The organism is Nitrospirota bacterium, from assembly GCA_016212185.1.
Classification (GTDB): Bacteria; Nitrospirota; Thermodesulfovibrionia; order UBA6902; family DSMQ01; genus JACRGX01.
Window position 1 is genome coordinate 117,608 of record JACRGX010000056.1, and the last position, 15,476, is coordinate 133,083.

The window sequence follows — 15,476 nt, forward strand, 5'->3', positions numbered from 1 at the left end:
AAACGGGCAAACTTTATGTACATAACAGAAACGCGAAATCCCCGTTCCAACGATCTTGATATTATTCCAACAGACAAGGCTATTGAGCTATTTATCAGAGGGGAAATACACGGCTTAAAAAGCATACTTAAAGAAAAAAAATCCATTGAAGATGCAATAGCCTCTGCAGTGAAGGCGCTTATAAAAGGCGGAAGGGTTTTCTATATCGGCGCCGGCACAAGCGGACGCATAGGGGTTATTGATGCGGCAGAGGTGCGTCCCACATTCGGCACGCCAAAAAATAAATTTCAGGCGGTTATCGCCGGCGGTAAAAAGGCGGTTTTTTCTTCTGTTGAAAGAGCGGAAGATAATATTAAATCAGCGGCTGATGCAGTCAGGACCAGGAAAATCGGGACTAAGGATATGGTGATAGGAATTACTGCAAGCGGCAGAACCCCGTTTGTCCTCTCTGCATTAAAGGAGGCAAAAAGACAGAGGGCAGAGACATGGCTTGTCACCTTTAATAAAATTCAGAAACCGCCTTTTGTTGACTGGTTAATAAAGGTTATTACAGGCCCTGAATTACTCACAGGCTCTACAAGGCTTAAGGCAGGCACTGCGACAAAGGTAATTTTAAATATGATTTCAACTTTTACAATGGTGCGGCTTGGAAAGGTCTATCAGAACCTTATGGTTGACGTAAAGCCGGCGAATAAAAAATTGCGGGAGCGGGCAAAAAATATAATCAAGGAAATAACCGGTGCAAGTGAAAGGGAGGCGGAGAAATTTCTAAAGGCCTCTAAAGGAAACGCAAAACTTGCGATTTTAATGAAGGTGAAAAAATTAAACCGTAATGAGGCAATGAAGCTTTTAAAAAAACATGAGGGAATGTTGAGGACGGCGCTTAAGTGAAGGCAGTTGTTGCTATGAGCGGCGGAGTTGATTCCTCAGTCGCCGCATATCTTCTTAAAAAACAAGGCTATGATGTTACAGGTTTAAGCTTTGAACTCTGGGATGCAAGGGACACAAAAAAAGCGGACACATGCTGTTCCATAGAGACTATTGAGATTGCAAAAGACGTTGCAAGAAAACTCGGCATAGAGCATTACACCGTAGATGTCAGAGATGCGTTTTATAAGCATGTAATTGAAAATTTTTGCAGCTCTTATATCTCAGGCGCTACGCCAAACCCCTGCATACTCTGCAATAAGTTCATAAAATTTGACTTCCTGCTAAAGCAGGCAGAAAAACTCGGGGCAGAGGTCATTGCCACAGGGCATTATGCGAGAATCAAGAAACAGGATTCAAGGGGTCAAGGGGTCAAGGGGTCAAATGAAACTTCCGCAGTGAATTCATCCTTCAACCTTCAACCTTCATACTTGCTGTTAAAGGGCATTGACCTGAAAAAAGACCAGTCATATGTCCTTTATGTGATGACGCAGGAATGGCTTTCAAAGACAATATTTCCCCTTGGTGAATTTAAAAAAGAGCAGACAAGGGAAATAGCAAAAGGGCTTGGTCTCGGCAGCGCATTAAGGGCAGAGAGCCAGGAGATATGCTTTATCGGCAGCGGAAGTTATGTTGATTTTATAAAGAGTTTTGCCCCTGACTCATTAAAGCCCGGACCTGTTGTTAATACTCAGATGAAAGTAATCGGAGAGCACAAAGGGGTTGCATTTTATACGATAGGACAGCGAAAAAGGCTTGGAGTGCAGTCGTTAAAAGCCCTTTATGTGGCAGGCATTCAGAGTCAGAATAATACAATTATTGTAGGCAGCGCAGAAGATGCTATGAAAAAGGCATTTAAGGTGAAGGACTTAAACTGGATTTCCATTGAGCCGCTGTCAAAGCTGTTAAGGGCAAAAGCAAAGGTGCGCTCTACAATGAAAGAGGCGGATGCGACAATAATTTCTATTAAAAATCAAGTGGTTATGGTAGAATTTGACAGCCCCCAATGGGCGCCGGCCCCAGGGCAGAGCGCAGTTTTTTATGACGGCGATATTGTTATAGGCGGTGGCGTGATAGAGTGAATAATCCCAAATTTCAAATTTAAAATTTGAAATTTGGGATTTCTTTGGTATACTTATGACTGATATGCAAAAATACAAAATAGGCTGCAGCGGGTTTATGTACGATGCTTGGAAAGGTGTTTTTTATCCGGAGGAACTTCCGCAAAAAAACTGGCTCTCATTCTACGGAGAAAAATTTGACGCCCTTGAATTAAATGTCACCTTTTACAGACTGCTTAAGAAAGAGGCCTTTGAGAGGTGGTATAAGGAAACATCTCCGAGATTTTCATTCAGCCTTAAGGGCAGCCGTTTTATAACACATGTAAAGAAACTCAAGGACGTTGAGCTTCCGCTTTCAACTTTTTTCAATACCACCGCGCCTCTTATGGAGAAACTTGAAGTGGTGCTGTGGCAGCTTCCGCCCAACCTGAAGGCAAACCTGAAGGTGCTTAAGGAATTTATAGAGGCGCTTAAGCCTTATCCTATGCGGTATGCCTTTGAATTCAGGCATAAGAGCTGGATTAACAGCAAGGTTTTCAAACTGCTTTCAACTTACAATATTGCCGTATGTATGGCAGACTGGCCGCCCTTTATTGAAGAAGTGCCTTTGACTGCCGACTTTGTTTATATCAGAAGGCACGGCAAAGGCGGAAATTATTCCACCCCTTATCCCACAGAGCAGTTGAAGAAGGATGCAAAAAAAATAAAGGCGTTCATGAAAGAGGGGAAGGATGTGTATATATTTTTCAATAATGATGCGTTCGGGTATGCGCCGCAGAATGCAAAAGAGCTGAAGGAAATTCTTGCAGGACCTGCCGCAAAGGCGTCCCTGAAGAAAAAGGTTGTTCCTGCCAAAAAGGTAAAACCCAAAAAGAAGACCACACCAAAAAAAGTGAAGCCAAAGGAGAAGGCAATCCTCAAGAAAAAACCAGCACCGAAGAAAGTGAAACCTAAGAAAAAGGCTGTTTCTAAGAAAAAGACTAAGCCCGTCCCGAAGAAACACGGCAGTAAAGGCAGTGCCAAAAAACAGGGCAAAAAACCCGTAAAGAAACCTGTCAAGAAGAAGACCGCAAAAAAATCCCGGCGTTAAACAGTCTGTGTTTTTCTCTTATAAAACCAGGCACTAAGTACTGCCAGTGCAATTGAAGTTATCAGCATCCCGCCTGAGCTTGAGAATCTGGACATGAAAAAATTAAAGGAATTATCCAAACCATATCCGGGGTCTGTGCAGAAAAAAATAAATGCCATTGGGTAAGCCTCTGTTTATTTCCCCCTTTATTTTTCAGGCGTCTGTATTTTGTTTGTCATTCCCGCAAGCGAAGCGCGTCGGTCCCGAATGTTTCGGGATTGAAAAAAGATTCTCGAAGCGAGTCTACGCGAAGAGTCGCTCCGACCGGACAAGCCGGAATGATGGTTTAGATACCTTGTCCCAAAATGTCGGAACTGCGGGGTAGTTCATTTGACTTACTTTTGACTTATATTTAAACTTATAACTTATGAAACATGAAATTATTGACATAGTTCAGGCTGCGCTTAAGAGGCTTGAAAAACAGTGGGAATTGCCTGAGGGCATCCCTAAGTTTCGGGATATTGAGGTGGAAATCCCCAGAAACGAATCGCTCGGCGATATTACTACCACCCTTGCAATGAGTCTTGCAAAGACCCTAAAAAAACCGCCGCGGGAGATTGCTCAGGATATTGTTAATGCTGTAAAGGCATCCGGAAGAGACGGCATATTTGAAAAGATTGAAGTGGCAGGGGCGGGGTTTATAAACTTCACATTTAAAAAGGAATATCTGTATAACAGCTTTGAAAGACTGCTAAAAGAAGAATATTCTTTTTTGAGAGTTAATATCGGCAGCGGCAGAAAGGTGCAGATTGAGTTTGTAAGCGCCAACCCCACAGGTCCCCTTCACATAGGGCACGGCAGGGGCGCTGCGGTTGGCAATGCCCTGAGCAATATCCTTCAAGCTGCAGGCTATAAGGTTCAGAAGGAGTATTACATCAATGATGCAGGGGTGCAGGTAAGGATGCTCGGGCAGTCTGTTTATGCAAGGTATCAGCAGATGCTTGGAAACGACATCAAATTCCCTGAGAACGGTTACCACGGCGCTTATATAGAATCCATCGCAGAGGAGATCATTAAAAACGCCGGCAATAAATATCTCGGCACATCGTTTGACGAATGCGGAAATTTTTTCATGAAGTTTGCTTATAAGAAAATGCTTGCACAGATTGCAAATGACCTCCGTGATTTCGGCGTTGCATTTGACAGGTGGCAGAGCGAAAAAGAACTCTATGAAAAAGGTGATGTTGAAGACTCCCTTGCAGTGCTCAGGCAGATGGGGCTCCTTTATAAGCAGGATGATGCGTTATGGTTTGCATCCGCAAAATTCGGCGATGACAAGGACAGAGTTGTGGTAAAAAAAGACGGCGAGTACACATATTTTGCATCAGATATAGCCTATCATAAAGATAAACTTGACAGGAAATTTGATACCATCATTGACATCTGGGGCGCAGACCATCACGGCTATATCCCTCGGCTCAGGTCTGTGCTCAAGGCATTCGGGCTTCCGGAGAAAAAATTCAAGGTAATCCTTATTCAAATGGTTTCACTGCTCAGGCATGGAAAGCTGGTTCAGATGTCAAAACGTTCAGGCGAGTTCATAACGCTGCGCGAGGTGATTGAAGAAGTAGGAGCCGATACCGCAAAATTCATATTTCTTACGCGCAGGGCTGACAGTCATCTTGATTTTGACATTGATATTGCCAAGGAGCAGTCGGCTGAAAATCCTGTTTTTTATGTCCAGTACGCATTTGCAAGAATAGTAAGCATATTCAGGCAAGCGGAAGAAAAAGGGGTTCAAGGGTTCAAGGGTTTAAGGGTTCAAGGGGTGGAGTTATTATTTTTAAAAGAGGCGGAAGAGATTTCTATAATTAAAAAACTCCTTCAGTATCCGATGCTGTTTGAAGGCGCAGCGCTTTCATTTGAACCGCACAGGATAACTTTTTATCTTCAGGAGCTGGCAAAATTATTTCATTCTTATTACAACAAACACAGGGTAATAACTGATAACGAAGTGCTGACTTCTGCAAGACTCTGCCTGTGCAGGGCGGTGCAGGCGGTGCTTGAAGAAGGACTTAAAATGCTCGGGGTCAGCGCCCCGGAAAGGATGTGAATATGCTTTACATAATATCATTAATAATTCATATATTTTCTATAGTCATATGGATAGGAGGCGTGGCTTTTGTGACAATGATTGTATTTCCCATGATACAGCGGACTGAAAGCTCGCTGGAGCAGGTCATGATGTTTCAGGGAGTAGAGCACAAGTTTGCAAAGATTGCAAAGGTAATGGTTATCCTTGCGGGGCTGTCCGGGTTTTACCTGCTTTATGAAAAGGGGTTCAGCGCCGGCGCATGGATAATGATAATTGTATGGGCTTTGTATGCGTCGCTTTTATTCGGTCTTGAAAAAATCATCTTCAAAAAAGTCTTTACAAAGCCTTCAGGCGAAAAGCTTGACACAAAAAAAATATTCTTTGTGCTTCAGGCATTTCACTGGGTAATCCTTGCGCTGAGTTTTACCGCCATTGCCGTGGGGATATGGACAGGGCATGGGTAAGTGGAGATAACCCCCTGGTTACATTAAAAAGATTTTGAAGGTATCGGTATTGCAAGGATTGCGGGGTTTTTATATATGTTTGAAACCCGAAGATGAAGCTTTACAAGAGGCAAAAAATATGTATTTCCCTAATTTTTATAATGTGTGACATTTTAAAATAGTAACATCATCCTTAAAATAACTATTGACATAGACCTGTAATAATATTATCCTTTTATAAAAAGAAAGATAACGTCTTTAAGGTGTTAACATAATACATTAAAAGAATAAAAAAGGAGGGGTTATGACATTGCTTAACTTAGAAGAAAAAGCAATGGTTTTTAATTTTATGCCCTTAGCAAGTCAAGTAGTTTTAGTCCTTGAAGATGCGGAAGCGGGTAAAGAGCTGAATGAGAGACAATGTTCTGTTTTAAAAAAAGGCTCAGCCCTATTGTCTCGGATTATTGAAGGGGCTACACTTGTTGAAGGGAAAAATTTTAAAGAGGGTTTGTCACCTTCAATGGAAGGGTTGTCTATTTATGAATATGCTCTGTCGACTTTAAGAAAATTGGAATTAACCAGAGAAATTGATGGTTTTACAGAATATTTTGAAAATTATGATAAGGAATTAACCACCCTTTGTAAAAATAGAAAAAAAGATGGTATTAACATTCAAAAGTTAGAAAACTTCTTTTTTGCATTAGGCCGTTCTTTGAGCAGTGATATACAGAAGGAAGATTACCTCCACGACAAAGAATCTATTGAGAAGCAATTGCAGTATAACGGCCAATAGACCCTCCATGAATGAATATTTATAATAAAAAGTTAATTGAAGAATATACCTTCCAAATAATATCTCGTGCTAAATCAATAATTACTCGATGCAATTCTTTGTTATCTCAAGATTTTGCTTCTGACGCGCCTAAAAGATTAGCAGAGACTCTTATAAAAAGCTGCGAATATTTAGAAGAAGCGACCATATATTTTTATAAAGACATAGAGTGGAGTAACACAAAAAAAGTTGAAGCGAGTTTTACTTTACTACAAGCTATAGATTCCGTTGTTAGAGATATTGGAGCACATATACGCTATATAGATGGCGCTTTGACCCAGAAACTTCCGTGGAGTTTCGTCATACCAATTCAAAAAAATATAAAAAACTACTTACCTGGTACCGATATTGAGATTTTACTCAGGCCGCAATGGAAATATAATTATACAATTATTACTGATAATCTTTATGATTACTATTACAAGATATTATCTCCATATGAATTATTTACAAAAACTGATTTAAAAGATGTGCTTAAGATTAGTAAAAATTTCTATATTATATCTTTTCCTACAATTGAAAGAAAAAATATTCTCCTACATTGTCTCTTGGGACATGAAATAGGTCATCTTGCTTCAAAGGAGTTCATTAAAAGATTTAGAGAAAAAGCTCTACAAAATATTAAGAATGATATAAACCCTGTTATTGTAAAAGATATTAATGCAAGATTTGACGAGGTGATGAATAAAAAAAAGACAGAGAATGGCACCGAAATTCCTCCTTTATTTTTGCATGAAATAAAGAAAGGTTTAATACAAGAAGAATTAAGTAGAGCAATAAGAAAAGCAACAAAAGCGTGGGAAAATGGTCTTGAGGAGATATTATCAGATATAATTGGTTGTATTTTATTTGGTCCAGCCTTATTATTTTCTCTTTTAGAAATTGCCCTTCAGAAAAGTGATGGTTTAGATGTAAAGCCATCAGATGAAAATAGGTATTATCCTCCGTGGCGTATGCGTCTTCGTGAAGTAGTAAATATAGTTAATGATATGACTGTGTTTCCTTTACCAAAGGATAAATTTAAAAATAAAAATATACCTCAAAGTGTATCGGAACGGTTTGACATAATAAAGGATATTGTTAAAGAAGAAACGGATCAAAAACAAATTGAAACAGATGTTACTTTAAATATTTCATATAAATATATTAAAGAGCATATTACTGAAGGGAAAAAGTTTTTTATTGAAAAGTATAAGCCACTATCAAAAGACTTTTATAATAAAGAATCTGATTTTTATGAAAAAAATACCACATTTAATTGAAAGATTAGCCCTTGGAATACCACCTAATGCGTATGAAAAAAGTGTTAATGAAAGGGAACCTGTAAATTTAACCTATATTTTTAATGCTACGTGGTTTTATAAAATCTCTTATGCTAAAAAACTGATTGATGAAGAAGGAAACCTTAATGAGGGAATAAAGAATGAACAAGACAGAATGAATCGCTTAGCACTAAAAGCAATTGAATACTCTGATATTGAAAAGAAGTATAGAGAAGAGAAGGGGGTTCCTTCCAGATATGAGTTTGATAAATTATGAGCGCACTAACTAAAAAAGATATTTTTCACTGTATGAATAAAGAAATAGAGAGCCGTTTAGTTATTACTCCGTTGTTCGACCCTCGTGATTCATTTGATGCTTCTGCTGTGAATGTGCGACTTGGCAATGAATTTATTGTTATGAGAAAACAATCTTTTCCGTTATTAGACATTGCTGACGAAACATCGTTGAAAAAAGTAGAAAGATATTATGAAAAAATTACGCTAAGATATCATGAAGAATTTGTACTTCATCCAAATCAACTTATAATAGGAAGTACACTTGAATATATCTGCTTGCCCAGTGATTTAATGTGTTATGTAGCTGGAAAATCTACTTGGGGACGTATGGGATTAATAATTGCTACTGCTACAAAAGTAGACCCTGGCTTTAAAGGCTGTATTACATTAGAAATAATTAATGAAGGGGAAGTACCAATTGCCGTTTATCCAGGAATTCCGATTGCCCAATTAGTATTTCATGAAACTACAAGTAACGCAAAATATGATGGACGATATGTATGCCCGACAGGACCTCAATTCCCTGATTTCTCAAGAAGCAAAAAAAAGTGGGATTTTTGGTATCCTAAAAAACAATAAAAAAACAAACAGAAAATAATCAGGGACACAGAGCTTGTCTAAAAACTCAGATTCCTACAAAAATTCGTCATTCCTGTGTAGGCGGGAATCCAGTTTTTTCAATATGCTTTGAACTACCGGTCAAGCTGGAGGATGACAAATACTGAGTTTTTGGACAAGCTCAACACCCCAGTATTTTTAAAATTTAAAATTTCCATCTTATCTCTCCTCTCTCAAAAAATACAAGCCGCTATCCCTGGCACACCATACTTAACTTTTATTAACCCCCCAATCTCAAATCTTCCCCCCTGTCCCCTTAAGATAATCTCCGGGCAGTGCTCTGCTGTGCTCGTCGTCATGGCAATAGTGCAAAAGTCTGAGGACTCTTTGCTGACGCTGCGGGAAGCGCAAAAGGGACAAAGGGATTCCGAGACCAAGGTGCTTAAACTTTACCCCGTACAAAAGTCTGGTCCTTTCTAACGCTGTTTACTTTATAGCACTGATGCTATATACTAAATTATGCCATGGGCGATTGAGTATTACGCTACTGTTGATGGTAAACGACCGGTAGAGAAATTCATTGATTCCCTATCTCCGGAGGGCAAAGCCAACTATGTTTTTATTGCAGACCTGTTAGAGGAATACGGACTAAATGTAAAAGAACCTTATGTGAAGCCGATCACCGGCAGCAAGAAGCTATTTGAAATAAGAATAAAAGACAGGTCCAATATCCACAGGATATTTTATTTTGCCTATACAGGCAAGAAATTTATTCTATTGCATGGTTTCACAAAAAAGACAAAAAAAACGCCGCGAAAAGAAATAGAGATAGCCATTAAAAGGATGCAAGACTATATCTCAAAAAAGAGGTGACATTTATGAGTTACACTTACAGGGAACATAGGAAAAAACTGTTAAGGGACAAAGAAGTTAGAGAAGCATGTGAAAACCTGCTTCCTGAATATGAACTTGCTAAAAGCATCATAGAGCAGAGATTAAAAAAGAAAATGACACAGGAGGATATTGCAGTCAAAGCTGGAATTCCCCAATCTACGGTATCAAGGATAGAAAGACTTACACATGGCCTGCCGAAATTATCCACGCTTAAAAAGATAGCCGAGGCCCTTGACGCTAAAATAATCATCAGGTTTGAGGCAAAAAAAGCTCCCCGACCGTATATCGTTGACACAAAGCATGAAAAGCTGTTTGCAATCAATGAGGCAAAAAGGCATTACGGCAAGAGAACTCGAAGTTAATATTAATTTTCCGTATTACTTATCTGATGAGTATTACACGGCACCCCATACTTCACTTTTATTAACCCCCCTCCTCAACTCTTTCCCCCTGTCCCCTTAAGATAATCTCCGAGCAGTGCTCTGCCGTGCTCGTCGTCATGGCAATAGATGCAGAGGTTTTCCCAGTTGGAGCCGTCAGGAGGATTGTTTTGGCGGTTGCCGTCTTTATGATGCACTGTGAGGAGGCGCCGGTCTTTGGAATCAAACTCCCTCCCGCATTTGGCGCATATCAGGCCGTGGATTTTCAGAGATTGCCCCCTGTAATCGGAGACAGGGGCCTTGCCCTCTTTTAATTCCCGGACGATTTCAGAGGCGGTCTTGCCTGCGGCGGGCTTTTGCGGCCGGGGGTTTCTGAATTTTATTCGTTGTCTGCTTCCCAAAACTCACTCCCAAACAGCAATATATTCTGCAAATGAATTATAGCACAATACCTGTACTCTTGCTTTGCTTCCGGTAGTTCTATTTATGCTATAATTCTGACCATGGAGCAATCTGTTAAATCACAATTCCGATTTAAGATACTTACAACCGACGGCTCAGCGAGGCGGGGGCAGATACATACAAGGCGCGGGATTATCAACACGCCTGCCTTTATCCCTGTGGGCACAAGTGCCGCTGTCAAGGCAATGACTCAGGACGAGCTTAAGGAAATCGGCGCTGAGATCATACTTTCAAACACCTACCACCTTTACCTCAGGCCCGGGCCTGAGATAATTAAAGAATTAGGCGGGCTTCATAAATTCATGAACTGGCAGGCGCCTATACTTACGGACAGCGGAGGATTTCAGGTGTTCAGCCTCTCGCCTTTAAGAAAAATTACAGATGAGGGCGTTGAGTTCAGGTCTCATCTTGACGGCTCCCTGCATTTTTTAACGCCGGAGCTTGTGATGGAAATTCAGGCTGCACTCGGCTCGGACATTGCAATGGCTTTTGATGAATGCACGCCATATCCTGCGACAAAAGAGTACACGCTGAAATCCCTTGAATTAACAACTCGGTGGGCGAAAAGGGGCAAAGAAGCTATGAAGTTAAGAAGATGGGAAGATGAGAAAAAAATCTCAACTTCTCAACCTCTCAATTTCCTAACTTCTAATCCGCATAGTCAGGCGCTGTTTGGAATTGTTCAGGGCGGGGTTTATGAAGATTTAAGGAGGCAGAGCGCGCGGGAATTAGTGGAGATGGATTTTGAGGGGTATGCAATCGGCGGGCTGAGCGTGGGGGAGCCTAAGGAATTAATGTACGAAGTGGTCAATTATACTGCGCCCATTCTGCCTGAGTACAAACCGCGTTACCTCATGGGAGTCGGAGACCTCATTGATGTCATTGAGGCGGTATCAGCGGGCATTGATATGTTTGACTGCGTGATGCCCACAAGGAATGCAAGGAACGGGACATTATTCACGAGCACAGGCAGGATAAGCATAAAACGCGAGGAGTTTAAAAAAGACCCGAAGCCCCTTGATTCAAATTGCGGATGCCATGCCTGCCGTAATTATTCAAGGGCTTACTTAAGGCATCTTTTTATGAACAGGGAAATTTTATCAATGAGGCTCAATACAATTCACAACCTTTACTTTTACCTCGGTTTTTTTAAGCAAATGCGCGATGCAATTGAAGCCGGAAGGTTTACGGATTTTAAAAGGCAATGGACGCCTGTGCTTCAGCGCAGTACGGAAAATAACGATTAGATTTTGGCTTTCTTCCAAGGTTTTTTCAGATAAATCCATGCCGTGATTATGGCAAGGACTATTGTCAGGATAAATATTGTCCGGGCAGAGATGTTGACATATACCAGTTTTTCAATATAGTGAATTATAAAAGAACCTGAGTAAGTCATCTCCGGGTTGTGCATGCGCCTGAACCGGATTTCAAGGTGTGTCAGGGGGCAGTACCATCCGAATATCTGTATAACTACGGCAAACCCCATTCCAAACAGATGAAATATTTTCACCGGTCTGTATTTCCTGCCCCAGACCGCGCCGAAGATAAGAAATATTATCCACAAAAAATGGGTTAGGACAACGATGTCAGCGGCGATTGAATAAAAAGATACACTCATCACGGTCTTTAAGCAAGCGGCAGTTCTACATCCATTACTTTTCTAAAACTTTTCCTGTGAATGGGGCAGGGACCGTACGCGCGTATGAGGCTTATGTGTTCTTTTGTGCCGTATCCCTTGTGTTTACTGAAATTATATGGTGGGTATTTTTCATGATATAAATCCATTATGCTGTCTCTTATAACCTTTGCAATTATGGATGCTGCTGCGATGGAAGCGCTTATGGATTCGCCCTTGATGATGGATTTTTGCGGGATTTCAATTCCGGGGAGACGGACGGCGTCAATTAAGAGGATGCCGGGGTTTTGTTTTAAATGCCGGACTGCGGACTTCATGGCAAGATACGTAGATTGCAGGATGTTTATCCTGTCTATTGCATCAGAGCTGACAATCCCGATGCCTATGGCAACTGCATTTGCCGTAATATCATTAAAAAGCCGGAGGCGTTCGTTAAGAGTGGTTAGTTTTGAATCCTTAAGGCCTTCAATTATGCGCCCTGCCGGCAGTATAACCGCCCCTGCTACCACAGGACCTGCGAGGGGTCCCCTGCCTGCCTCATCAAGGCCTGCAATTACCGGATAAGCGCGCCTAACTGTTTCATCAAACTGAAAGAGTGCGGAGGCATTCATGGCCTTCCTTTATGCGTTAAAGGATTTTTCTTTAACCTTTGCCGCCTTGCCTTTTTTACCGCGCAGGTAATAAAGTTTTGCTCGTCTTACATGCCCTTCTTTAACAAGCTCTATCTTGTCTATCATCGGGGAATTAATCGGGAATATCCTTTCCACACCGATGCCGTAAGAAAGTTTTCTTACCGTAAACATCTCACGTGTGCCGCTTCCCCTGCGTGAAATCACAACGCCTTCGTAAGGCTGAAACCGTTCCTTGTCTCCCTCAACGACCCTGATATTCACCTTAACGGTGTCGCCTATGCCGAAAGAGGCGCGCTCTTTTTTATAACTGCTTTCTACAACTTTTATGGCATCCATTTTATTCCTCTCCTTTTATCTCTGAAATTAAAAATTTATCAATATCAGTAAGCTGTATCTTTTCAATGAGGTCAGGCCTTATTTTAAGTGTTTTTCTCAGCGCCTCTTTTCTGCGCCAAAGCCATATTTCCTTATGATTGCCGGAAATGAGGACCTCCGGCACCTTCATCCCCTCAAATTCTCCGGGCCTTGTAAAATGGGGATAGTCGAGCAAGCCCCATGAAAATGACTCTTCCTCAGCCGACCTTGCATCCCCGAGCGCTCCGGGAATAAGCCTTGCCGAGGCATCAATTACAATCAGCGCCGCCAGCTCCCCGCCTGTTAAAACATAATCGCCTACGGAAATTTCCTCATCCACAAGTGAGGTTGTTACCCTTTCGTCTATGCCCTCATACTTGCCGCATATAAAGACCAGCCGGGCGATTTCCTTTGAAAGCTCCTCAGCTTTAGTCTGTGTAAAAGGCTTTCCCTGTGGGCTTAAGAGTATAACCTTTCTCTTAACATCATCTTTTTTAAGATGGTCCACTGCCTTAAAGAGCGGCTCAGCCTTAATTACCATCCCTGCCCCGCCGCCAAAGGGGTAATCGTCAACTACCTTGTGCTTTCCTGACGCAAAATCTCTGATGTTATAGACCTTAATCTCAAGCAGGTGCTTTTCCTGAGCCCTTTTAAGAATACTCTCGTTAAGGTAGGCGGTTATTATATCAGGAAACAGCGTCAGGATATCGCATTTCATCTTAAAGTGTCAGTGTCAGTGAATAGTGTCAACTGACACTATTCACTGACACTGTTTGTTTTTTTATTCCAAAATCTCAAGCACACAGTGCTTTCCGAGTTTTGCACCTGCCGCGCTTAAGATAGACCGCATAGCCCTTGCAGTTTTTCCCTGTTTACCGATTACCTTGCCGAGATCAGTCAGTGCGACCTTCAGTTCGTAAACAGTGGTTCTTTCCCCTGCCACTTCTGCCACAGAAACTTCCTCCGGCTTGTCAACCAAAGCCTTTGCCATGTGTTCAATCAATTCTCTCATGCCCCACCTCCATATGAGTGTTAGTGTCTTCTATACGCCGGAAATTTTCAAGAGTTTCTGAACGGTAGAAGACGGCTGCGCACCACAACTGAGCCAGTGTTTGGCCCTTTCTGTGTTTATCTTGATTTCTGAAGGGTTAGTTAAAGGATTATAAGTCCCTAAAATTTCCAGAAACGGACCGTCTCTTCTGGACCTTGAGTCGCATACTATCACCCTGTAGAATGGTTTTTTCTTGCCGCCTTTTCTTGTAAGTCTGATCTTTACCAACTTTTTATCCCCCCAACAAAAAATTAAAATTTGAAATTCAGCTTGCCCAGCCCGAATCCCTTGCCGTTTTTAAACATCTTAAGCATCTTTTTCATTCCAAGGTACTGTTTAAGCAGCCTGTTTACGTCAGTTACGGTAGTTCCGCTTCCTGAGGCTATCCTTTTTTTACGGCTGCCGTTAATTATAGCATAATTCTCCCGTTCCTGTCTGGTCATGGAATTTATTATAGCCTCAATCTTGACGACCTCGCGGTCATCCACCGAAACCCCCTTAAGCTGTTTGCCAAGCCCCGGGATCATACCGAGGATATTTTCAAGGGGCCCCATTTTGCGGAGCTGTTTAATCTGTGTTTTAAGGTCTTCAAAGCTAAACCTGTCTTCCCTGAACTTTTTCTGAAGCGTAAACGCATCCTGCATGTCTACTGCTTCCTGCGCCTTTTCCACAAGGCTTACGACATCGCCCATGCCGAGTATCCTTGATGCCATCCTTTCGGGGTGAAAAGGCTCAAGCAGATCAATTTTTTCGCCGGTGCCGATAAATTTCACGGGCTTTCCCGTTACAGAAACAATTGAAAGCGCCGCGCCGCCGCGTGCATCGCCATCCATCTTTGTCAGGATAACCCCGTTTACATCAAGCCTGCTGTTAAATGCGGTTGCAATATTGACTGCGTCCTGTCCTGTCATGGCATCTGCCACAAAAAGGATTTCCTTTGGCTTTGCCTCGGCCTTGATGTTTTCAAGCTCCTTCATCAGGTCCTCATCCACATGCATTCTGCCTGCGGTGTCCAGAATGACAATGTCCATGCCTTCGGAGTTTGCCTTCTTAAGGGCATCTGAGCAGACCTTTACAGGGTCATCCCCTGCCTTTGTGCCGTAAACAGGCACATTTATCTGCGAGCCTAAAGAGATGAGCTGTTCAATGGCTGCGGGTCTTGCCGTGTCTATTGCAACAAGCATCGGACGCCTTCCGTCTTTTTTAAAGCCTTTTGCAAGCTTTGCGCAGGTAGTGGTTTTGCCTGAGCCGTGAAGCCCGGCAAGCATTATGACCGTTGGGGGATTGGGTGCAAGGTGAATCTTGCTGTGACTGCCGCCCATAAGGTTGCAGAGTTCATCATAAACAATCTTGACGACCTGCTGTCCGGGGGTAATGCTCTCAAGGACTGCCTTGCCGACAGCCCGCTCTTTTACCTTGTCAGTAAAGTCCTTGACGACCTTAAAGTTGACGTCTGCCTCAAGCAGGGCAATCCTGACCTCTTTCATGGCGGCGGCAATATCCTCTTCCTTAAGAAAGCCGCG

20 protein-coding genes are annotated in these 15,476 nt (G+C 42.0%); 12 read left to right on the forward strand and 8 right to left on the reverse strand.

Annotated features, from left to right (window positions below):
- Positions 1-15: 15 nt before the first annotated feature.
- From murQ to HZA10_06500, 11 genes are all read left to right on the forward strand, one after another.
- Complete coding sequence (gene murQ / locus HZA10_06450; GenBank protein MBI5195944.1) at positions 16-891, forward strand: N-acetylmuramic acid 6-phosphate etherase; 876 nt, start codon at positions 16-18, stop codon at positions 889-891.
- On the forward strand, positions 888-2,009 hold the full coding sequence (gene mnmA / locus HZA10_06455) for a tRNA 2-thiouridine(34) synthase MnmA (GenBank protein MBI5195945.1): 1,122 nt from the start codon (positions 888-890) through the stop codon (positions 2,007-2,009). Before murQ ends, mnmA begins: the two co-directional genes overlap by 4 nt.
- 64 nt (positions 2,010-2,073) lie before the next feature.
- Positions 2,074-3,078: a DUF72 domain-containing protein gene (locus HZA10_06460; GenBank protein MBI5195946.1), complete on the forward strand. Its 1,005-nt coding sequence runs from the start codon at positions 2,074-2,076 to the stop codon at positions 3,076-3,078.
- A gap of 406 nt (positions 3,079-3,484) precedes the next feature.
- On the forward strand, positions 3,485-5,170 hold the full coding sequence (locus tag HZA10_06465) for an arginine--tRNA ligase (protein MBI5195947.1): 1,686 nt from the start codon (positions 3,485-3,487) through the stop codon (positions 5,168-5,170).
- Between the two features lie 2 nt (positions 5,171-5,172).
- Entirely contained in the window at positions 5,173-5,616 is a 444-nt protein-coding gene (locus HZA10_06470; protein ID MBI5195948.1) for a hypothetical protein, read from the forward strand.
- A gap of 283 nt (positions 5,617-5,899) precedes the next feature.
- Entirely contained in the window at positions 5,900-6,388 is a 489-nt protein-coding gene (locus HZA10_06475) for a hypothetical protein (protein MBI5195949.1), read from the forward strand.
- Between the two features lie 11 nt (positions 6,389-6,399).
- Entirely contained in the window at positions 6,400-7,689 is a 1,290-nt protein-coding gene (locus tag HZA10_06480) for a hypothetical protein (GenBank protein MBI5195950.1), read from the forward strand.
- Entirely contained in the window at positions 7,664-7,966 is a 303-nt protein-coding gene (locus HZA10_06485) for a hypothetical protein (GenBank protein ID MBI5195951.1), read from the forward strand. The genes HZA10_06480 and HZA10_06485 overlap by 26 nt, the downstream gene beginning before the upstream one ends.
- The gene (gene dcd, locus HZA10_06490) at positions 7,963-8,565 is read left to right on the forward strand and encodes a dCTP deaminase (protein ID MBI5195952.1); all 603 of its coding nucleotides are present in this window, start codon (positions 7,963-7,965) and stop codon (positions 8,563-8,565) included. Before HZA10_06485 ends, dcd begins: the two co-directional genes overlap by 4 nt.
- A 498-nt stretch (positions 8,566-9,063) precedes the next feature.
- Positions 9,064-9,417, forward strand: coding sequence for a type II toxin-antitoxin system RelE/ParE family toxin (locus HZA10_06495; protein ID MBI5195953.1), 354 nt, complete (start codon positions 9,064-9,066; stop codon positions 9,415-9,417).
- Between the two features lie 5 nt (positions 9,418-9,422).
- Positions 9,423-9,800 (forward strand): helix-turn-helix transcriptional regulator, encoded by a 378-nt coding sequence (locus HZA10_06500; protein ID MBI5195954.1) that lies wholly within the window; start codon positions 9,423-9,425, stop codon positions 9,798-9,800.
- A 74-nt stretch (positions 9,801-9,874) separates the two neighbouring features.
- Here the strand turns inward: HZA10_06500 and HZA10_06505 are convergent, their stop codons facing one another.
- Positions 9,875-10,201, reverse strand: coding sequence for an HNH nuclease family protein (locus HZA10_06505; protein ID MBI5195955.1), 327 nt, complete (start codon positions 10,199-10,201; stop codon positions 9,875-9,877).
- Positions 10,202-10,321: 120 nt separating this feature from the next.
- Here HZA10_06505 and tgt point away from each other — a divergent pair, with 120 nt between their 5' ends.
- A complete protein-coding gene (gene tgt / locus HZA10_06510; protein ID MBI5195956.1) occupies positions 10,322-11,527 on the forward strand; it encodes a tRNA guanosine(34) transglycosylase Tgt in 1,206 nt (401 codons plus the stop codon).
- Here tgt and HZA10_06515 read toward each other — a convergent pair.
- From HZA10_06515 to ffh, 7 genes are all read right to left on the reverse strand, one after another.
- Positions 11,524-11,898: a DUF2784 domain-containing protein gene (locus HZA10_06515; protein MBI5195957.1), complete on the reverse strand. Its 375-nt coding sequence runs from the start codon at positions 11,896-11,898 to the stop codon at positions 11,524-11,526. The genes tgt and HZA10_06515 overlap by 4 nt on opposite strands.
- 8 nt (positions 11,899-11,906) lie before the next feature.
- A complete protein-coding gene (locus tag HZA10_06520) occupies positions 11,907-12,527 on the reverse strand; it encodes a ribonuclease HII (protein MBI5195958.1) in 621 nt (206 codons plus the stop codon).
- 9 nt (positions 12,528-12,536) lie between these two features.
- The gene (gene rplS, locus HZA10_06525; protein ID MBI5195959.1) at positions 12,537-12,884 is read right to left on the reverse strand and encodes a 50S ribosomal protein L19; all 348 of its coding nucleotides are present in this window, start codon (positions 12,882-12,884) and stop codon (positions 12,537-12,539) included.
- A gap of 1 nt (position 12,885) precedes the next feature.
- A complete protein-coding gene (gene trmD / locus HZA10_06530) occupies positions 12,886-13,620 on the reverse strand; it encodes a tRNA (guanosine(37)-N1)-methyltransferase TrmD (protein ID MBI5195960.1) in 735 nt (244 codons plus the stop codon).
- Positions 13,621-13,683: 63 nt separating this feature from the next.
- Positions 13,684-13,914, reverse strand: a complete 231-nt coding sequence (locus HZA10_06535) for a KH domain-containing protein (GenBank protein ID MBI5195961.1) — start codon at positions 13,912-13,914, stop codon at positions 13,684-13,686.
- Between the two features lie 30 nt (positions 13,915-13,944).
- Positions 13,945-14,181: a 30S ribosomal protein S16 gene (gene rpsP / locus HZA10_06540; protein MBI5195962.1), complete on the reverse strand. Its 237-nt coding sequence runs from the start codon at positions 14,179-14,181 to the stop codon at positions 13,945-13,947.
- A gap of 23 nt (positions 14,182-14,204) precedes the next feature.
- Positions 14,205-15,476, reverse strand: a 1,272-nt coding sequence (gene ffh / locus HZA10_06545; GenBank protein MBI5195963.1) for a signal recognition particle protein, incomplete at its 5' end; no start/stop codon positions are given.